The 17,901-nt window shown below is 64.0% G+C and carries 15 protein-coding genes and 2 rRNA genes; 6 read left to right on the top strand and 11 right to left on the bottom strand.

Annotation, left to right across the window (positions count from 1 at the left end; translation table 11 throughout):
- Positions 1–299: 299 nt before the first annotated feature.
- Both FFS09_RS08310 and rrf read left to right on the top strand, forming a co-directional pair.
- Positions 300–3,178: ribosomal RNA gene (locus FFS09_RS08310) — 23S ribosomal RNA — on the top strand.
- 168 nt (positions 3,179–3,346) lie between these two features.
- Positions 3,347–3,459: ribosomal RNA gene (gene rrf, locus FFS09_RS08305) — 5S ribosomal RNA — on the top strand.
- A 204-nt stretch (positions 3,460–3,663) separates the two neighbouring features.
- Here rrf and FFS09_RS08300 read toward each other — a convergent pair.
- Genes FFS09_RS08300 through FFS09_RS08290 form a run of 3 tightly spaced genes read right to left on the bottom strand, consistent with a single transcriptional unit; the run spans position 3,664 to position 5,259 of the window.
- Positions 3,664–4,047: a dihydroneopterin aldolase gene (locus tag FFS09_RS08300; protein ID WP_137918399.1), complete on the bottom strand. Its 384-nt coding sequence runs from the start codon at positions 4,045–4,047 to the stop codon at positions 3,664–3,666.
- A gap of 23 nt (positions 4,048–4,070) precedes the next feature.
- On the bottom strand, positions 4,071–4,475 hold the full coding sequence (locus FFS09_RS08295; protein ID WP_137918398.1) for a dihydroneopterin aldolase: 405 nt from the start codon (positions 4,473–4,475) through the stop codon (positions 4,071–4,073).
- Entirely contained in the window at positions 4,447–5,259 is an 813-nt protein-coding gene (locus tag FFS09_RS08290; RefSeq protein WP_137918397.1) for an SDR family oxidoreductase, read from the bottom strand. The genes FFS09_RS08295 and FFS09_RS08290 overlap by 29 nt, the downstream gene beginning before the upstream one ends.
- Positions 5,260–5,361: 102 nt before the next feature.
- On the opposite strand from FFS09_RS08290, the gene FFS09_RS08285 reads away from it, so the two are divergent.
- The 4 genes from FFS09_RS08285 to glk are packed head-to-tail and all read left to right on the top strand — an operon-like array spanning position 5,362 to position 8,201.
- Positions 5,362–6,480 (top strand): class I SAM-dependent methyltransferase, encoded by a 1,119-nt coding sequence (locus FFS09_RS08285; protein WP_137918396.1) that lies wholly within the window; start codon positions 5,362–5,364, stop codon positions 6,478–6,480.
- Positions 6,481–6,482: 2 nt separating this feature from the next.
- The gene (locus FFS09_RS08280; protein WP_137918395.1) at positions 6,483–6,677 is read left to right on the top strand and encodes a DUF2905 domain-containing protein; all 195 of its coding nucleotides are present in this window, start codon (positions 6,483–6,485) and stop codon (positions 6,675–6,677) included.
- A 43-nt stretch (positions 6,678–6,720) separates the two neighbouring features.
- On the top strand, positions 6,721–7,167 hold the full coding sequence (gene trxC, locus FFS09_RS08275; protein ID WP_137918394.1) for a thioredoxin TrxC: 447 nt from the start codon (positions 6,721–6,723) through the stop codon (positions 7,165–7,167).
- A 59-nt stretch (positions 7,168–7,226) separates the two neighbouring features.
- The gene (gene glk / locus FFS09_RS08270; protein WP_137918393.1) at positions 7,227–8,201 is read left to right on the top strand and encodes a glucokinase; all 975 of its coding nucleotides are present in this window, start codon (positions 7,227–7,229) and stop codon (positions 8,199–8,201) included.
- A gap of 2 nt (positions 8,202–8,203) precedes the next feature.
- Here the strand turns inward: glk and otsA are convergent, their stop codons facing one another.
- The 8 genes from otsA to FFS09_RS08230 form a co-directional block, all read right to left on the bottom strand.
- A complete protein-coding gene (otsA, locus tag FFS09_RS08265; protein WP_137918392.1) occupies positions 8,204–9,586 on the bottom strand; it encodes an alpha,alpha-trehalose-phosphate synthase (UDP-forming) in 1,383 nt (460 codons plus the stop codon).
- An 88-nt stretch (positions 9,587–9,674) separates the two neighbouring features.
- On the bottom strand, positions 9,675–11,486 hold the full coding sequence (locus tag FFS09_RS08260; RefSeq protein ID WP_137918391.1) for a glycoside hydrolase family 15 protein: 1,812 nt from the start codon (positions 11,484–11,486) through the stop codon (positions 9,675–9,677).
- The gene (gene otsB / locus FFS09_RS08255; RefSeq protein WP_137918390.1) at positions 11,483–12,226 is read right to left on the bottom strand and encodes a trehalose-phosphatase; all 744 of its coding nucleotides are present in this window, start codon (positions 12,224–12,226) and stop codon (positions 11,483–11,485) included. Before otsB ends, FFS09_RS08260 begins: the two co-directional genes overlap by 4 nt.
- Before the next feature lie 104 nt (positions 12,227–12,330).
- Complete coding sequence (locus tag FFS09_RS08250; RefSeq protein ID WP_137918389.1) at positions 12,331–13,614, bottom strand: multifunctional CCA addition/repair protein; 1,284 nt, start codon at positions 13,612–13,614, stop codon at positions 12,331–12,333.
- Positions 13,615–13,651: 37 nt separating this feature from the next.
- Positions 13,652–14,341: a glutathione S-transferase family protein gene (locus tag FFS09_RS08245; protein WP_137918388.1), complete on the bottom strand. Its 690-nt coding sequence runs from the start codon at positions 14,339–14,341 to the stop codon at positions 13,652–13,654.
- A 112-nt stretch (positions 14,342–14,453) separates the two neighbouring features.
- Positions 14,454–14,792 carry a metal-sensitive transcriptional regulator gene (locus FFS09_RS08240; protein WP_137918387.1) on the bottom strand — a complete coding sequence of 113 codons (339 nt, stop codon included), beginning with the start codon at positions 14,790–14,792 and terminating at the stop codon, positions 14,454–14,456.
- A gap of 103 nt (positions 14,793–14,895) precedes the next feature.
- The gene (locus tag FFS09_RS08235; protein WP_137918386.1) at positions 14,896–15,849 is read right to left on the bottom strand and encodes a complex I NDUFA9 subunit family protein; all 954 of its coding nucleotides are present in this window, start codon (positions 15,847–15,849) and stop codon (positions 14,896–14,898) included.
- Positions 15,846–17,837, bottom strand: a complete 1,992-nt coding sequence (locus FFS09_RS08230; RefSeq protein ID WP_137918438.1) for a lytic transglycosylase domain-containing protein — start codon at positions 17,835–17,837, stop codon at positions 15,846–15,848. Before FFS09_RS08230 ends, FFS09_RS08235 begins: the two co-directional genes overlap by 4 nt.
- Positions 17,838–17,901: the final 64 nt, after the last annotated feature.

Raw genomic sequence — 17,901 nt, 5'->3', positions numbered from 1 at the left:
TGCTTTGATGTTGATTGATATCTATCAATTAACAGGTGACCGCGAGGTTGCCACGGCTGTTCTTTAAAAATTCATAGAGTCGAATCAGCGTTGCTGATGGAAAGCACATATTCGTAAAGGTTTCATGTGCACCGTGCCATCAGCAACATTTTTTGATTGCGTCAACGAATATTCAATTTAGTCGAAAGATATGAATTGAAACGGCATAACGCGTCAGGTGAAAGACCTGACAGACATTTGCTTGATGTGATTTTGTATTTTGTTGGGTCGAAAGGCCTGATGAGATGTCAAAGTTATAGGGTCAAGTGAATAAGAGCACGTGGTGGATGCCTTGGCGATGATAGGCGACGAAGGACGTGATAGCCTGCGATAAGCTTCGGGGAGCTGGCAAATTAGCTTTGATCCGGAGATTTCCGAATGGGGAAACCCACCTAGCAGTAGGTATCGCATGATGAATACATAGTCATGCGAGGCGAACCGGGTGAACTGAAACATCTCAGTAGCTCGAGGAAAAGACATCAACCGAGATTCCGAAAGTAGTGGCGAGCGAAATCGGAAGAGCCTGTTAGTGATAGCACAAGACTTAACGGAACGCTTTGGAAAGGGCGGCCATAGCGGGTGATAGCCCCGTACGTGAAAAGACCTGTGTGGTACTGAGCTAACGACAAGTAGGGCGGGACACGAGAAATCCTGTCTGAATATGGGGGGACCATCCTCCAAGGCTAAATACTCATCATCGACCGATAGTGAACAAGTACCGTGAGGGAAAGGCGAAAAGAACCCCGGGAGGGGAGTGAAATAGATCCTGAAACCGCGTGCTTACAAAAAGTAGGAGCCTCGAAAGGGGTGACTGCGTACCTTTTGTATAATGGGTCAGCGACTTACATTCAGTGGCAAGGTTAACCGAATAGGGAAGCCGTAGAGAAATCGAGTCCGAATAGGGCGATTCAGTCGCTGGGTGTAGACCCGAAACCAAGTGATCTATCCATGGCCAGGATGAAGGTGCCGTAACAGGTACTGGAGGTCCGAACCGACTAGTGTTGCAAAACTAGCGGATGAGCTGTGGATAGGGGTGAAAGGCTAAACAAACTTGGAAATAGCTGGTTCTCTCCGAAAACTATTTAGGTAGTGCCTCAAGTATTACCGTCGGGGGTAGAGCACTGTTTTGGCTAGGGGGTCATGGCGACTTACCAAACCAAGGCAAACTCCGAATACCGATGAGTACAGCTTGGGAGACAGAGCACCGGGTGCTAACGTCCGGACTCAAGAGGGAAACAACCCAGACCGCCAGCTAAGGTCCCTAAAATTGGCTAAGTGGGAAACGAAGTGGGAAGGCTAAAACAGTCAGGATGTTGGCTTAGAAGCAGCCATCATTTAAAGAAAGCGTAATAGCTCACTGATCGAGTCGTCCTGCGCGGAAGATGTAACGGGGCTAAGCCAGTTACCGAAGCTGCGGATTTGCAATTTATTGCAAGTGGTAGGAGAGCGTTCTGTAAGCCTGTGAAGGTGTCTTGTAAAGGATGCTGGAGGTATCAGAAGTGCGAATGCTGACATGAGTAGCGTTAAAGGGGGTGAAAAGCCCCCTCGCCGTAAGCGCAAGGTTTCCTACGCAACGTTCATCGGCGTAGGGTGAGTCGGCCCCTAAGGCGAGGCAGAGATGCGTAGCTGATGGGAAACAGGTCAATATTCCTGTACCGATTACAAGTGCGATGTGGGGACGGATCTTAATAGGTTATCCGGCGGTTGGATGTGCCGGTTTAGACAGATGTAGGCGACACGTAGGCAAATCCGCGTGTCATATACCGAGGCTGTTGATCGAGCGAGCTTGCTCGCGAAGTAACTGAACGAGGTCCCAGGAAAAGCCACTAAGCTTCAGCTTGTAATTGACCGTACCGCAAACCGACACTGGTGCGCGAGATGAGTATTCTAAGGCGCTTGAGAGAACTCAGGAGAAGGAACTCGGCAAATTGACACCGTAACTTCGGAAGAAGGTGTGCCCTAGTAATGTGATGAGAACATCTGAGCATGAATGGGTTGCAAAAAATTGGTGGCTGCGACTGTTTATTAAAAACACAGCACTCTGCAAACACGAAAGTGGACGTATAGGGTGTGACGCCTGCCCGGTGCTGGAAGATTAATTGATGGGGTGCAAGCTCTTGATCGAAGTCCCAGTAAACGGCGGCCGTAACTATAACGGTCCTAAGGTAGCGAAATTCCTTGTCGGGTAAGTTCCGACCTGCACGAATGGCGTAACGATGGCCACACTGTCTCCTCCTGAGACTCAGCGAAGTTGAAATGTTTGTGATGATGCAATCTCCCCGCGGAAAGACGGAAAGACCCCATGAACCTTTACTGTAGCTTTGTATTGGACTTTGAACAGATCTGTGTAGGATAGGTGGGAGGCTTTGAAGCAGGGTCGCTAGATCTTGTGGAGCCAACGTTGAAATACCACCCTGGTGTGTTTGAGGTTCTAACCTAGGTCCATTATCTGGATCGGGGACAGTGCATGGTAGGCAGTTTGACTGGGGCGGTCTCCTCCCAAAGTGTAACGGAGGAGTTCGAAGGTACGCTAGGTACGGTCGGACATCGTGCTAATAGTGCAATGGCATAAGCGTGCTTAACTGCGAGACTGACAAGTCGAGCAGATGCGAAAGCAGGACATAGTGATCCGGTGGTTCTGTATGGAAGGGCCATCGCTCAACGGATAAAAGGTACTCTGGGGATAACAGGCTGATACCGCCCAAGAGTTCATATCGACGGCGGTGTTTGGCACCTCGATGTCGGCTCATCTCATCCTGGGGCTGTAGCCGGTCCCAAGGGTATGGCTGTTCGCCATTTAAAGAGGTACGTGAGCTGGGTTTAAAACGTCGTGAGACAGTTTGGTCCCTATCTTCCGTGGGCGCTGCAGATTTGAGGAAGCCTGCTCCTAGTACGAGAGGACCGGAGTGGACGCACCTCTGGTGTACCGGTTGTCACGCCAGTGGCATTGCCGGGTAGCTAAGTGCGGAAGAGATAACCGCTGAAAGCATCTAAGCGGGAAACTCGTTCCAAGATGAGATCTGCCGGGGCCTTGAGCCCCCTAAAGAGTCGTTCAAGACCAGGACGTTGATAGGTCAGGTGTGGAAGCGCAGTAATGCGTTAAGCTAACTGATACTAATTGCTCGTGCGGCTTGACCCTATAACTTTGATGAAAATCATTAAAGTCAAATGTCATCCGACTGAAAAGTCATGTTATGCCCGAAGACTCAGCAATGAGTCCATCGTTGGCGGCAATCAAAATAGCTGATTCGAAGCTCTATGAATTCGTTCAGGTTGTGCGTGTGCACAGCCTGAACAACAAGTTATGCCTGACGACCATAGCGAGGTGGTACCACTCCTTCCCATCCCGAACAGGACAGTGAAACGCCTTTGCGCCGATGATAGTGCGGGTTCCCGTGTGAAAGTAGGTCATCGTCAGGCTCTTACCCAGCCCCCCAAACCCCCTCGTACCTCCAGGTACCTGGGGGTTTGGGCTTTATGGGGCCGGTTTGGATTGGTCCTGTCTATATCCGATTCGTAAGCAGCCAGGGACCTGCCCCCCTGTTGACCTGCCCCTGTAGACGTACCAATCAAAAGTGGAAGTCCGGGTACAGGGTCAACAGAGTCACATTGGCAGAACAGATATCACCACTGACCGCTTTCCATGCGAATCGCTACCTCGCAATCCTGAAAGATCTCCAGCTTGGCAATCTTCACCCGCACGCCGATCACGCCGGGCAATTGCATCAGCCGGCGCGCGAGCTTGCCGATCAGGCTCTCCAGCAGGTTCACGTGTTCGGCGGTGCACTCGTCGATGATGATCTGGCGCACCTTGCGGTAGTCGAGCACGTGGCTAATGTCGTCGTCGTGCGGCAGCAGCGGCTGCATGCCCTGGTTGAGCTCGGCGTCGACCTGGATCGGCTGTGGCGCGGTCTTCTCGACGTCCAGGATGCCCAGGTTGGCGTTGAAGCGCAGGCCGGTGAGCGTGAGGATCTGCGTGCCGGCGGTGGCTGAGGAGGTGGAGGACATGGTGGTCTGTCGAGGTGTGTGGGTCACTTGATGCGGAACACTTCCACCCCGACGGCCTGGCAGTCGGGGTACACGTCCGGTTTGCTGGTGGACAGGCGCACCGCCTGCACGCCCGGGTGCTGCAGCAGCGTGCTGGCCAGGTCGTCGCACAACGTTTCCTGCAGTTCGACGTGGCCTTGCGCGATGCGTTTGGCCACCACGTCGCGCACGAAGTCGTAGTCCACCACCTCGTCGATGTGGTCGCGCTGCGGTGTCGAGTGTTCGTACGGAACGTACAGCTCGACGTCGATCCACAGGCGTTGTGGGCCCTTCTTCTCGAACGCGTGCACGCCCATCTGCACCTGCACCTCGTGCTGGCGCAGAAACAGCTTGCGGCAAGTGAGTTGTAGCGACGCGAGGTCAGCGCTGGTCTTTTTTGGGGGGGGCATGTTCGGGTTCCTTGAGCAGTTGGTCCACCACGAACATCACGTCGCGTTCCAGCGGAACGAGGTGTTGGCCGCAGTCCACGATCACGGTGGTGCCGGTGATGGACGGCGTGCGCACCAGGAACAGGCAGGTTTGCGCCACGTCCGTTGGGTTGATGGGCTGGCGCAGCAGGTTGACGCGGCTGGCGCGTTCGAAGTTCTCTGGCGCTTGAGGCCCGCTCTGGTACATCAGCCCCGGCGCCACACCGCAGACCCGAACGGCCGGCGCCAACGCTTGCGCCTGCAAGGCCACCGAACTCTGCAACGCCAGCTTGGAGGTGGTGTACGAAAAATAATCGGCGTTCAGGTTGAACACCTTCTGGTCCAGCACGTGGATGACGCAGGCATCACTGCTGTCGGTCGCGTGCGCGCGCTGGCGGGCCAGTTCGCGCGCCAGCAGCATGGGCGCGAGAAGGTTCACATCGAGCTGGCGGTGTGCGGTGGACGGCTCGAAGTCCCGTCCGGTGTCGGGTTCGAAGGTCGAGGCGTTGTTGACCACCGCGCGCAAGGGGCCTGAGCGGCGTTCGATCTCGGCCATCATGGCGGTGATCGAATCCGCCTGGGCCAGATCGGCCTGGACGGTGTCGACACGCAAGCCGAGCTGTTGCAGCTCGGCTTGCAGCGCCAGCGCCTGCGTGTGCGAATGCTGGTAGTGGCACCAGACGTGCCAGCCCGCGTGCGCGAACGCCCGGACCAGCTCGGCCCCCAGGCGGTGCGCGCCACCGGTGATGAGGACGTGGTCGCTCATGCTGCCAAGCGGACGTTGGCCGCGCTGGGTCGCATAATCGGCGCCTGTTTCAGCGCGCCCATTACCTTGCGGTCGCTGGAGGTTCGAACCCTTTTGTTGCTCATGGTGTCTCCTCCTTTTCCCGAACAGCGATTGGATGAACTGCCGGGGATTATCCGGCACCGCATCCTCGACGCCGGTGGCTGGCTGCCGTTCGACCGTTTCATGGTGCTGGCTTTGTACGAGCCCGGCCTCGGCTACTACGCCAACACGCTGGCGAAATTCGGGCAGATGCCCCAGAGCGGCAGCGACTTCGTCACCGCGCCCGAACTCACCCCCTTGTTTGGCCACGCGCTGGCGCGCCAGGTGGCGCAGGCGCTCGCCACCACCGACACAGACGAGGTGTGGGAGTTCGGCGCGGGCACGGGCGCCTTGGCGCTGCAGGTGATCGAGGCCCTGGCCAACCTCGGGCAGCCGCTGCGGCGCTACACCATCGTCGATCTCTCGGGGAGCTTGCGCGAACGCCAGCGCGCCACGCTGGCCATGCACGCGGACACGGTGCAGTGGGCCGATGCGTTGCCCGCGCGGTTCGAGGGCGTGGTGCTTGGCAACGAAGTGCTCGATGCGATGCCGGTGCAACTGCTGGCGCGCGTCGGCGGCGTGTGGCACGAGCGTGGCGTGGCGCTGGATGCGTCGGGTGCGTTCAATTGGGCCGACCGACCCACCACACTGCGCCCGCCGTTCGAGGTAGACGGCGCGCACGACTACGTGACGGAAATCCACCCCCAGGCCGAGGCCTTCGTGCGCACTCTGGCCGACCGCTTGCGGCGTGGCGCGGCGTTTCTGCTCGACTACGGTTTTCCCGAGGCCGAGTACTACCACCCGCAGCGCGCGATGGGCACCTTGATCTGCCACCGCGCGCACCGCAGCGACAGCAACCCGCTGGCCGATGTGGGGCAGAAGGACATTACCGCGCACGTGAACTTCAGCGGTGTGGCGCTCGCCGCGCAGGAGGCGGGCCTGGACGTGATCGGCTACACCAGTCAGGGCCGCTTTCTGCTGAACTGCGGCCTGATCGAGCTCGCAAAAGATGCCGACACGCGGCAGAACGCGATGATGCAGAAGCTGCTGAACGAACACGAGATGGGCGAGCTGTTCAAGGTCCTCGCATTGGCCCCGAGCGGCGGGGGAGATTGGGTCCCGATGGGTTTTGCGACCGGCGACCGCACACACAGGCTCTGAGCATGATCCGCTGGATGATCGTCATCTTCCTGGCCCTGCTGCTCATCAGCTGGTTCACGCCGCTGCTGCGCAAACTGGGTTTCGGCCGCCTGCCCGGCGACGTGCGCTTCAAGGCGTTCGGGCGCGAGTGGAACCTGCCGTTTGCCACGACGATCGTGCTGAGCATGCTGGCCAGCCTGATCGGCTACTTCATCTGAAGCAATGCCTTGAAATCCGCCGCCGGGCGTGCATCTGCGAACCATGACCACCGATCCCCTGCACATCGTTTGTCCCCATTGCCGCACCACCAACCGCGTCGCACGAGATGCCTTGGGCCAGGCACCGGACTGCGGCAAATGCCACCGCGCCTTGTTCGACGGCCACCCGGTGGCGCTGGACGAAGCCGGCTTCGAGAAGCACGTGGCGCGCTCGCAGGTGCCGGTGCTGGTCGACTTCTGGGCGCCCTGGTGCGGCCCCTGTCGCCAGATGGCACCGCAGTTTGAAGCGGCCGCGCGCGAGTTGGAGCCGCACATGCGGTTGGCCAAGGTCAACACCGAAGAAGCCCAGGCGCTGGGCGCGCGGCTGCAGATCCGCAGCATTCCCACGCTGGCGCTGTTCATGAACGGGCGCGAGGTGGCGCGCCAGCCCGGCGCGATGGGTACGGCCGACATCGTGCGCTGGGCTCGCGCGCAGCAGCCACGCGCCTGACAGATCGGTGGCTGACGCGGTATGGTCAGGGCTTGTCTGACCGAACCTCCTTCAGCACCATGTCTTCACTCCCCAACCCTGGCCGCCTGCTGGCCGATGTGGGCGGCACCAACGCCCGCATGGCCTGGCAGGACGGCCCCGGCGCGCCGATCGAACACATCGAGGTGTTGCCGGTGGCGCAGCACGCCAGCCTGCAGGCCGCGATCCGCGTCTACCTGCGCCAGATCGGCCGGCAGCCCGGGGCCGCGGCCATCGCGATGGCCAACCCGGTCACGGGCGACCACGTGCAGATGACCAACCACGACTGGTCGTTCTCGCAGGCCGCGATGCGCGACGAGCTGGGCCTCTCGACGCTGCGCGTGCTCAACGACTTCACGGCCCTGGCGCTGGCGCTGCCGCACCTGCCCGCGAGCGAATTGCGCCAGGTGGGTGGTGGTGTGGCGGTGCCGGGCGCGGCCATTGCGCTGCTGGGCGCCGGCACCGGCCTGGGTGTCTCGGGCCTGCTGCCCGATGGCTCAGGTGGCTGGATGCCGATCGCGGGTGAGGGCGGCCACGTCACGCTGCCGGCCGCCAGCGCGCGTGAGCGCGTCGTGATGGACGCCCTGGTGGTGCGCCATGCCCATGCCTCGGCCGAACGCGTGGCCAGCGGCACGGGGTTGCTGGAGACGTTCCAGATTCTGTGTGAGACCGATGGCGTGGACGCTGGCGCTCTCACCAGCGCCGCGGCCGTGAGCGACGCCGCGTTGCACGGCCGCCATGCGCAGGCATTGGAAGCCTTGAAGATGTTCTGCGGCGTGCTCGGTGCGGTGGCGGGCAACCTGGCGCTCACGTTGGGGGCGCGCGGCGGTGTCTACATCGGCGGCGGTGTCGTGCCACGCCTGGGCACCTGGTTCGACACGTCGCCGTTCCGCGAGCGTTTCGAGGCCAAGGGACGCTTCGAGCGGTATCTCGACGACATTCCCGTGTGGGTGATCATCTCGCCGCAGTCGCCCGCCTTGCTCGGCGCGGCACGTGCGCTGGACGCACAGCGTTAGCGTCAGGACGTCGGAACCGCCGCGAGCGCCGCCAGAAAGCGCTCGCGCCACCAGTGCACGTCCTGCTCGCGAATGCCCTCCAGCAACTTCTTGTGACGGCGCTGGCGTTCTTCCAGTGGCATCTGCAAGGCGCGCTGCATGGTCTCGGCCGTGCGCGTGGTGTCGTAGGGATTGACCAGCAAGGCTTCGCGCATCTGCTCCGCCGCACCGGCAAAACGCGAGAGCACCAGCACGCCGGGGTCGTCCGGGTCTTGCGAGGCGACGAACTCCTTGGCGACCAGGTTCATGCCGTCGCGCAGCGGTGTCACCAAGGCCACGCTGGCGGCGCGGTACAGGCCCGGCAGGCGTTTGCGCGCGACCGTGCGGTGGATGTAGCGCACCGGCATCCAGTCCAGTTCGCCGAAGTTGCCATTGATGGCGCCGCACAGGCTCTCCAGCTCCTGCAACAAGGAGGCGTAGGCGTCGACCGTCTCACGGCTTGGGGACGCGATCTGGATCAGCGTGGCGCTGCCCAGGTTTTCCGGGTAGGCCTGCAGCAGCTGGCGAAAGGCCTTGAGCCGTTGTGGCAGGCCCTTGGAGTAGTCCAGGCGTTCCACGCCCAGCAGCAGGCGGCGGCGCGAGTACTCGCCACGCATCTGCTCGAACATCTCCTGCGCTTCGCGTCCCTTGCCGAGCTCGATGAACTCGTCGACGTCGGTGCCGATCGGGAAGGCCTGCACCTGCAGCGTTTTGCCAAACGCGCGGAACTCGTGTTCACCCAGGATGTCGGCCGGCGTCTCCGTGCCCACGTAGCGTGCGAAGTGGTTCACATCGGCCTCGCTCTGGAAGCCGACCAGGTCGTACGCGAACAGCGAGCGCATCAGCCAGTCGTGCTCGGGCACGGCGGCGAGGATCAGCGGCGGCGGCAGCGGGATGTGCAGGAAGAAACCCATGCGCTGCTGGCAACCCATGGCGCGCAACTCGGCGGCCAGCGGGATCAGGTGGTAGTCGTGCACCCAGATGATGTCGTCCGGCCTGAGCAAGGCCTTGAGCTTGTGCGCGAACATCTGGTTCACGCGCCGGTAGCCGGCGATGTAGCCGGCATCGAAGTCGGCCAGGTCGAGGCGGTAATGGAACACCGGCCAGAGCACGCCATTGCTGTAGCCGAGGTAGAAACTGTCGTGGTCTTCGCGGCTGAGGTCGACCGTGGCCAGCTGCACCTTGCCGGCGTTGTGCAGGTGCAGTTCGCCTTCACCGGGTGTGCCGTCTTCCACGATCTTGCCGCTCCAGCCGAACCACATGCCCCCCGAGCTTTCGAGTGCCTGGCCCAGCGCCACGGCCAGTCCGCCCGACGCGGTCTTGCGGGGGTCCGCGATGCGGTTGGAGATCACGACCAGACGACTCATTCAATCCCGTTCTTGTGAAGGTGGTGTGGTGTACCCCGTTTCAGGCCCAGGGTCGGTGCGCCAACACACCCACCAGCGGAAAACCCCTTCATATGACGCTGTCCCAGCGGGCCGAGAGCCGCACCGCCGCATTGATGATGCCCACCATCGAGTACGTCTGCGGATAGTTGCCCCACATCTCGCCCGTGGTGGCATGCGTGTCTTCCGAGAGCATGCCCAGCGGGTTGCGCGCGGCGAGCATGGTTTCGAAAATCGCGCGCGCCTCGTCCACGCGGCCGATGCGCGCGAGCGCGTCGATGCGCCAGAACGTGCAGATGTTGAAAGCGGTTTCGGGCTTGCCGAAATCGTCGGCCGCTTCGTAGCGGCGCATGAACGGGCCATCGCCCAGGTGTTTCTCGAGGGCTTCGAGCGTGGAGATGAAGCGCGGGTCCTTGGGATCGATCATTTCCACCTCGGCCATCAGCAGCACGCTGGCGTCGAGGTCGCGCCCGCCAAAGCTTTCGGCAAAGGCCTGCCGTTCTTCGTTCCACGACTCGCGCAGGATGCGCTCGCGCATGGTCTCGGCGTGGCGTCCCCAGTAGGCCTCGCGGTCGGGCAGTTTCAGCGTGCGCGCAATCTTGTGCAGGCGGTCGCACGCGGCCCAGCACATCAGGGCCGAGCTGGTGTGCACGCGCGCGCGGGTGCGCAGCTCCCACATGCCGGCGTCGGGTTGGTCGTAGATGCGCACCGCGCGCTCGCCCACGCGCTCCAGTTGCTCGAACTCGGTGCGTCCTGCGCGGTGCAGCAGGCGCTGGTCGTGAAAGGCCTGTGCGGCGGCAAGCACGATGTTGCCGTACACGTCGTGCTGAAAATGTTCCTGCGCCTGGTTGCCCACGCGCACTGGGCCCATGCCGCGGTAGCCGGGCAGCGTGTCGCAGATGCGCTCGGGCAGTTCGCGTTCCAGTCCAATGCCGTGCAGTGGCTGGATGTGGCCGCCGCCCGCACCCACGACCACGTTGGCCAGCCAGCGCAGGTAGTCCTCCATCGTGCCCACTTCGGAGAGGCTGTTGAGCGCGCGCACGACGAAGAACGCGTCGCGCAGCCAGCAATAGCGGTAGTCCCAGTTGCGCTGGCTGCCCGGCGCTTCCGGGATGCTCGTGGTCATGGCCGCGATGATCGCGCCGGTGTCTTCGTACAGCGAGAGCTTGAGTGTGATGGCCGCGCGGATCACGGCTTCCTGCCACTCCAGCGGAATGGCCAGGCGGCGGGTCCAGTTGCGCCAGTAGGACAGGGTTTCCTGTTCGAAGTGGCGCGCGGTGTCGCCGATGCCCGCCTCCAGCGTTTCGTCGGGGCCGAAGATGAAGTTGTGCTCGCGCACGAGCAGAAAAGGCTCGCGCGACAGCACGTGGCTGATGGACGCGTCGGTGTGCAGGCGCAGCACCTGCCCTTCGCCCACATAGCGAATGTGGTTGCTGCCCGAGGTGATGGTGGGGACCGTGCGGCCCCAGTCGAAACGCGGCAACAGGCTCACGCGCATGCGCGGTGTGCCCTTGATCGGGCGCACGCGGCGCACCAGTTGGGTGGGCCGGAAGAAGCGGCTGCGCGAGAGAAAGCGTGGCGCGAAATCGGTGATGGACAGGCCATTGCCATCGCGGTCCCAGAGTTCGGTGACGAGCACCGCGGTGTTGTGCTCGTAGCGCTGGGTGGCATGGGCCAGGTTCTCGATCTCGATCGCGAAAGCGCCTTGTTCGGCGTCGTCACCGCCCAGCAGGGCATGGAACACCGGGTCGCCATCGAAGCGTGGCAGACAGCTCCAGACCACGCGGCCGTGTGGGTCGATCAGGGCGCTGAACGCGCAATTGCCCACCATGCCCAGAGACAACGAAGCGGCGGCGGGAGGAGCGAAACCGGGGATGTTCATGGCGTGGTGTTGGGAAGGAGAAGGGCGTCGGCCAGCCAGGCGCGCAAGGCTTCGGGGCTGGGGCAGCGGTGGCGCGCGCGCGTCGGGCCATCGCCCACCTTGATGCCTTCGCCGCCCAGGCGCTGCACCACGGCAAAGCCGGCCTCGTCGGTCACGTCGTCGCCCGCGAACACGGGCACGCGGCCCTTGAAGGGGGCTTCCTGCATGAAGGCCTCGATCGCCGAGCCCTTGCTCACGCGGGTGGATTTCACCTCCACCACGGCTTTGCCGCGCAGCAGCTGCAGGTCCGGCGCATGGGCAATGGCGCGGGTCAGTGTGTTCACGCACAGCGTTTCGAGTGAAGGCGCGAGCCGGTAGTGCAGCGCCATCGAGGTCTGCTTGCGCTCCAGCAGCAGGCCGCTGTGGCGTTCCACCAGGTGTTCGGCGGCGGCGATGGCGCGGGTCAGCCCTTCGGGGCGCGAGGTGACCGCATCGCCCTGGTAGGACAGGCGTACCGCGCCGTGCTCGAACGCCGCCGGCCAGGGCCAGGGCGAGGCCAGCATGGGCTCCAGGTCTTCGCGGGCGCGGCCCGTGATCAGCGCCAGCGCGCCGTCCAGCCGTTGTTGCAGGCTGTTCAGCAGCGCCACCAGCGCCGGGTGGACCTCCACCGCATCCGGCCGCAGCGCCAGATCGGCGAGCGTGCCGTCGAAGTCCAGAAACAGCGCGGACCGGTCGGTCAGCAGTTTTGGAAGTGTGCTCATCTGTCACTACCGTAACAGGGTAAGCGGGTTCATAACGTGAGAAATCGTTTAACCCACCCCGTGGGTGAGAGACTCTGGCGCCGCTTGACGTTCGCGGCGAAGGCTCAATCGTCCGCGGTGTCCTCGCCCATGGCCTGCGCCACAGCCGCGATGCGCGCCTTGTGAATGCGTTTGCCCACGTGCTCGCCGGTCAGCCCATCGGCTTGGGCCTGCGCGGCCACAGCCGCGGTGTCCACCGACCGCGCCGAGGCCAGCGCTTGCGCCAGCCGTTCGCGCTGCGGGTAAGACTGCTCGTCCATGCCGAGGCGGCCGCGCGCGTCGCATTCGCAGGCCAGCAACACTTGTTGGAAGCGCGCGGGCTTGCGCAGCGCATCGCAGCGCTCCAGCAGCCGCACCAGCGCGGCGGCGTTCAAGGTGCCGCTGCGGTGCACGTTGCCGTGCTCGCGCGCCACCACATCGGCCAGTTCGCGGCACTCGGTGGGCACGCGCAGGCGCTCGCACACGCCCTTGAGCAGGCGCGCGCTGCGTTCTTCGTGGCCGATGTGGCGCGGCAGCACGTCCGCGGGTGTCGTGCCCTTGCCGAGGTCGTGGCACAGGCAGGCGAAGCGCACGGGCAGTGGCGCGTCCAGGCGCGCGCTCATGTCCAGCACCATCATCAGGTGCACGCCGGTGTCGACCTCGGGGTGGTAGTCGGCGCGTTGCGGTACGCCCCAGAGGCGGTCCACCTCGGGCAGCAGGCGTTGCAGCGCGCCGCATTCGCGCAGCACCGCCAGCATGCGGCTCGGTTGTTGCTCCATGAGGCCGCGCGCGAGTTCCTGCCACACGCGCTCGGCCACCAGGTGATCGACCTCTCCGCCACTCACCATCTGGCGCATCAGGTCCACGGTTTCGGGCGCCACCGAGAAGTCGGGAAAGCGCGCCGCGAAACGCGCGAGCCGCAGGATGCGCACCGGGTCTTCGGCAAAGGCGCTGGTGACGTGGCGCAGCACGCGGTTCTGCAGGTCGCGCAGGCCGTGGTGCGGGTCGATCAGCGGGGCGTTGGCCGGATGGTCCGCATGCTGGGCGTCCACCGCCATGGCGTTGATGGTGAGGTCGCGCCGCGCGAGATCGTCTTCGAGCGTCACGCCGCGATCGGCATGGAACGCAAAGCCGTGGTAGCCCGGCGCAGTCTTGCGTTCGGTGCGGGCGAGCGCATATTCCTCGCGCGTTTGCGGATGCAGAAAGACGGGGAAGTCGCGCCCCACGGGCAGAAAGCCCTCGGCCGCCATGGCCTCGGGCGTGGCGCCCACCACGACCCAGTCGCGGTCCGCGTGCGAGACGGTGGGCGCATCGGCGGAACGCGCCATCAGCGCGTCGCGCACCGCGCCGCCCACGAGATAAGTTTTCATGACAGGGAGTTTAGGCCGCGCAGGCGCGGCCCGCTCCTTACCTGCCCAGCCGGTATGGCTCGTCGAAGTCGACGAAATCCTGCTCGGCGAGCGCGTCTTCGATCCAGGCCTTCACACCCGGCAGCGCGGCCACGCGCGCCACATAGGCTTCAAGGTCGGCGGGAATGGGGAGTCCGTAGCTGCGGATGCGCATGCACACCGGGGCGAAGTACGCGTCGGCGATGGTGAAGTTGCCGAACAGCAGGCCTCCCGTGGGCTGGGCCGCGAGCAGTTCGCTCCACAGCCCGCACAGGCGCGCGACATCGGCGCGCACGTCGGCCTTGTCGCGCCAGATCAGGCGGCCCACGTCGGGGAGCGAGGCTTCGATGTTCATCGGGCAGTGGTTGCGCAGCGCGCCAAAGCCGCTGTGCATCTCGGCGCAGACGCTGCGCGCGCGGGCGCGGGCTTTCATGTCTTTCGGCCACAGCTGCTTCTCGGGAAAGCGCTCGGCCAGGTATTCGGCAATCGCCAACGTGTCCCAGATGGCAAAGCCGTCGTCCACCAGCACCGGCACCTTGCCGATGGGGCTGACGGCGCGCAGGTTTTTCTTGAAGACGGAGTTGACGTCGAACGAATCGAATCGAACCATGACCTCTTCAAACGGTATGCCGGCTTGCTTGAGCAATACCCACGGGCGCATGGACCAGGACGAGTAGTTCTTGTTGCCGATGTAGAGCTGCAATGCCATGGGACGGGACCTCCAGAAAATGGTCCCACATGGTAGGGCGTTGTGGTGCCCTGATTGATGCCCGTGCGCCGCGCGATTGATGCTGGCGCGCCGCGACGGGCGGGTGAGTGCTTTAAGCGTATTTCTCGAGAATGCGCGTCGAGCGCTCGACTTCGCGGAAGGTCTTGACCTCGGTGTCGGGCATCGACACGGCCTCCATCACCGAGCAGGCCATCATGCGGTAGAAGGCCTTGTCCATCGCCTTGCGCGCCGCAGCCATCTGCTGGGCCACGTCCTCACAACCCCGCCCCTTCTCCACCATGTCGATCAAGCCACGCACCTGGCCCTCGATGCGTTTGAGGCGGTTCACCACGTCGCGGTGTTGCACCGGGCGCAGTGGTGGGTTGTTCTCGTCGAACTGCTCGGGCAGCGGCTTTCGGTTTGCGGTCTTTTCGGCTGGGTTGGCGGTCATGGTGGGTCCCTGTCGGTTAAAGGTATTCATTCAAAAGGCGCGTCGAGTGTGCCAAAAAAATACCCCCGTATCGGGAACCCCCGCCATAAGAACGGTCTTGGGTTCAGCGGCCTGCGCTGTGCCGGTAGTCCAGCAATTGGCTGCGCCCCCCGCGCTGGCCCAGGTAGGTGGGCGCCACGCTGAGCACGCTGCTCGGGGTGACGGCCAGGGTCGCCAGACCGGGGTATTGCCCCGTGGCGACGTTGTCGACCGACATCGAGTCCAGGTTGTCCCGGCTCATCAGCGGTTGGCCGGGCGCGAGTTCGAAGGCCAGGGCCTGCAGCCGGGCCAGGAACGCGGGCAGCGGCCACACCGGGCGCTGCTGGCTGCCGTAGCGCCCGGCGATGCGCACGAGTTCGGCCAGCGTGAACACGTCCGGCCCCGCGCACTCGATGGTCTCGTTGACGTTGCTCACGCGCAGCGTGTGATCGCGCAGGCAGGTGGCCACGGCGCTGGCGATGTCTTCCACCCACACCGGCTGAAAACGCGCTTGGGCGCCGGCCAGGGGCACGATTGGAAACGTTTCCTGCAGGCGCGCGAACAGGTTGAGAAAGCGGTCGCCCGCGCCAAACACCACGCTGGGGCGCAGGATGGTGAGGTCCAGGCCCGAGCCGCGCATCACCTCTTCGCCGCGGGCTTTGCTGCGCTGGTAGCGCGAGGGGCCGTCCAGGCTCGCACCGAGTGCGCTGAAGTGCACCACGCGGCGCACGCCATCGGCCGCGCAGGCTTCGGCAATGGACAGCGGCAGTTCGACGTGCACGCGCTCGAAGTCGTCTTCGCTGCCGTGCAGGATCGCCACAAGGTTGACCACCGCGTCGTGGCCGGACAGCACGTCCAGCAGGTGCCCGGAGTCGTGCACATCGGTCTCGATCACGGTCACGCGGGGCAGGTGCTGCACCGGCGCGGCATTGATGGCGCGGCGCGTGGGCACGGTGATGTTCCAACCCTCGCGGTGCAGTTTTTCGCAGACATGGCGACCGATGAAACCGGTGCCGCCGAGGACCAGGACGCTTTTCATGGCAGTTCCACGTTGACGGGTTGTGCGGTGCCGCCGCGGGGGCCCACCACGCCCAGGCGCGCGCGCAGGGATTGGGGTTGGCCCGCGATCAGCGCGGCGTAGTTGGTGGTGTTGGCCAGCACGCGCTTGACGTAGTCGCGCGTTTCCTCGAACGGGATGTTCTCGGCCCAGATTTCACCGGCCAGCACGGGGCCGTTGCGCCATTGGCGTGGGCGGTTGGGCCCGGCGTTGTAGGCGGCGGCGGCCATGGGCAGCGAGCCTTCGAAATCGTCGAGCGCGAGCTTGAGGTACGCGGTGCCGATCAGGATGTTGGTGTCGCGTTCGTTGATCTGATTCGGCCGGAACGTGGTCAGGCCGATCTTGTTGGCGGTCCAGCGCGCGGTGGCGGGCATGACCTGCATCAGGCCGGATGCGCCCACGCCCGAGCGCGCGTCGGTGATGAACCGGCTTTCCTGGCGGATCAGGCCGTACACATAGGCCGGGTCCAGGCCGATCTCGGCGGCGCGGCTGGTCACCTGGGCGCGGTGCGGCGTCGGGAAACGCTGTGCATGGTCTTGCGCGACGGGTGTGCGCAGGCTGGTGTTGATGCAGCGGTCCCACAACTCGTTCTGGCAGGCGAGGTCGGCGGCGGCGAGCAGCTCGCGTTCGCCCATGCCGCCGGGCACATGCAGGCCGACGGTGTAGTTCCATTCGCGCACGCCTTCGCTGCGCAGGCCCAGGCGGATGGCGGCCAGCGCGCGGACCAGGCCGGGGTTGGCGCGCGCAGCGGCGGTTTCTTCCGCGGTGAGTGGTGCGGGCGCGGGCGGCGCCTCGATGCGCCGGCCGAGTTCTTCCAGCGCGAGCTGTTCATAGAAATCGCGGCTGGAGGCGATCGACTCGAACAGGGTGCGGGCTTCGGCGGTGGCGGCCGTGAGGTCGGGCAGCTTGAGCGCTTGCACCGCGCGCGCTTTCCAGTACACCCAGGTGGGTTCGCGCTGCTGGGTCTCGCTCATGGCGGCCACGGCGTCGCGCACGCTGCCCCAGGCGCCCGCGCGCATGGCGGCGCGCGCCTTCCACGCCAGGTGGTCGTCGTCCATGTAGCGGTCTTCGCCTTTGGCGAAGTAGCTCAGCGCCTCGGGCTGGAGTTTTTGTGCCGAGCGTTTGCCGATCACGCCCCAGGCCCAGCTGCGCTCTTCCTGCGTGAGCTGTGCTTTCCAGCGCGTGCGCTCCATTTCGAGCGCGGCCGCGGCCGGGTCGTTGGAGGCCGTGCGGATGATGGCCAGTGTCACCAGCTCCTTGGTGCGGGTGCGAATGGCGGTGATGCGTTCGTCCAGGTAGCGCGCGGGATCGCTGGCGATGCCGTCCACTTGCGGCGCGAGTTCCGGGTCGATCATGGCCAGGGCCTGCGCGGCCACGCGCGGGCGGTTGACGTCCATGGCCTGGCGCGCGCGCTGCCACACCACCTGGGACTTGAGGTGCCGGCCGTCAAGCAGCATCTTCGCGGCGCTGGCGCAGGCGTCGTCGGCATCGCGTTGCGCGAGCCAGTTGGCCTGCACCTGTGGCGCGGCCACGTCGCCGGCCATGCGCCCCGCGGCCACCTCGCGCATCAGCGCATAACAACGCACCTGGCGGTCGTCGTTCATGCGGAACTGCGGCAGTTCGGTCTCGAAGTTCTGCCAGTCGCGCGCTTTGCCCAGCAAGAGCAGCCAGTCGTTGCGCAGACGGTCTTCCCAGTAGGTCCCGGGCATGCGGGCGAGGGCCGCGCGAATCTCGGTGGGGCTGGCCGTCTCGAGCCGGGCCTTGGCTTCCCAGTACACCGCCAAGGGCTCCAGCACATGGCCGCGCGTGCGGGGCAACAGGGTGCTCAGTTGCGTGGTGTTGTTGCGCCGGAACGCGTCGCGCATCTCGAGCAGTGTGCTGTCATTGGCCGTGCTCTGTGCCAACAGCGAACCGGGCAACACCAGCACCGCCATAATGAGTCGCGCGCCCAGCGTGCGCATGCGCTGCATGGGTTGATCGATGCGCTGCGCGCGCCCCAGTTGTGTACCTACCATTTTCATGTGCCGATTATGG

Origin of the sequence: Hydrogenophaga sp. 2FB (assembly GCF_005503365.1) — a bacterium.
In the GTDB taxonomy this organism is placed as follows: domain Bacteria; phylum Pseudomonadota; class Gammaproteobacteria; order Burkholderiales; family Burkholderiaceae_C; genus Hydrogenophaga.
The sequence above is the reverse complement of the archived record's forward strand: the minus strand, read 5'-3'. Positions and strand labels throughout refer to the sequence as shown.

Bases quoted from the DNA above. Each gene is read 5' to 3' on its own strand.
- FFS09_RS08235 (WP_137918386.1), bottom strand. From the start codon at position 15,849: ATGAAAAGCGTCCTGGTCCTCGGCGGCACCGGTTTCATCGGTCGCCAT.
- FFS09_RS08230 (WP_137918438.1), bottom strand. From the start codon at position 17,837: ATGCAGCGCATGCGCACGCTGGGCGCGCGACTCATTATGGCGGTGCTG.
- FFS09_RS08240 (WP_137918387.1), bottom strand. From the start codon at position 14,792: ATGACCGCCAACCCAGCCGAAAAGACCGCAAACCGAAAGCCGCTGCCC.
- FFS09_RS08290 (WP_137918397.1), bottom strand. From the start codon at position 5,259: ATGAGCGACCACGTCCTCATCACCGGTGGCGCGCACCGCCTGGGGGCC.
- FFS09_RS08295 (WP_137918398.1), bottom strand. From the start codon at position 4,475: ATGCCCCCCCCAAAAAAGACCAGCGCTGACCTCGCGTCGCTACAACTC.
- FFS09_RS08285 (WP_137918396.1), top strand. From the start codon at position 5,362: ATGGTGTCTCCTCCTTTTCCCGAACAGCGATTGGATGAACTGCCGGGG.
- FFS09_RS08300 (WP_137918399.1), bottom strand. From the start codon at position 4,047: ATGTCCTCCACCTCCTCAGCCACCGCCGGCACGCAGATCCTCACGCTC.
- FFS09_RS08245 (WP_137918388.1), bottom strand. From the start codon at position 14,341: ATGGCATTGCAGCTCTACATCGGCAACAAGAACTACTCGTCCTGGTCC.
- otsA (WP_137918392.1), bottom strand. From the start codon at position 9,586: ATGAGTCGTCTGGTCGTGATCTCCAACCGCATCGCGGACCCCCGCAAG.
- FFS09_RS08280 (WP_137918395.1), top strand. From the start codon at position 6,483: ATGATCCGCTGGATGATCGTCATCTTCCTGGCCCTGCTGCTCATCAGC.
- trxC (WP_137918394.1), top strand. From the start codon at position 6,721: ATGACCACCGATCCCCTGCACATCGTTTGTCCCCATTGCCGCACCACC.
- glk (WP_137918393.1), top strand. From the start codon at position 7,227: ATGTCTTCACTCCCCAACCCTGGCCGCCTGCTGGCCGATGTGGGCGGC.
- FFS09_RS08250 (WP_137918389.1), bottom strand. From the start codon at position 13,614: ATGAAAACTTATCTCGTGGGCGGCGCGGTGCGCGACGCGCTGATGGCG.
- FFS09_RS08260 (WP_137918391.1), bottom strand. From the start codon at position 11,486: ATGAACATCCCCGGTTTCGCTCCTCCCGCCGCCGCTTCGTTGTCTCTG.
- otsB (WP_137918390.1), bottom strand. From the start codon at position 12,226: ATGAGCACACTTCCAAAACTGCTGACCGACCGGTCCGCGCTGTTTCTG.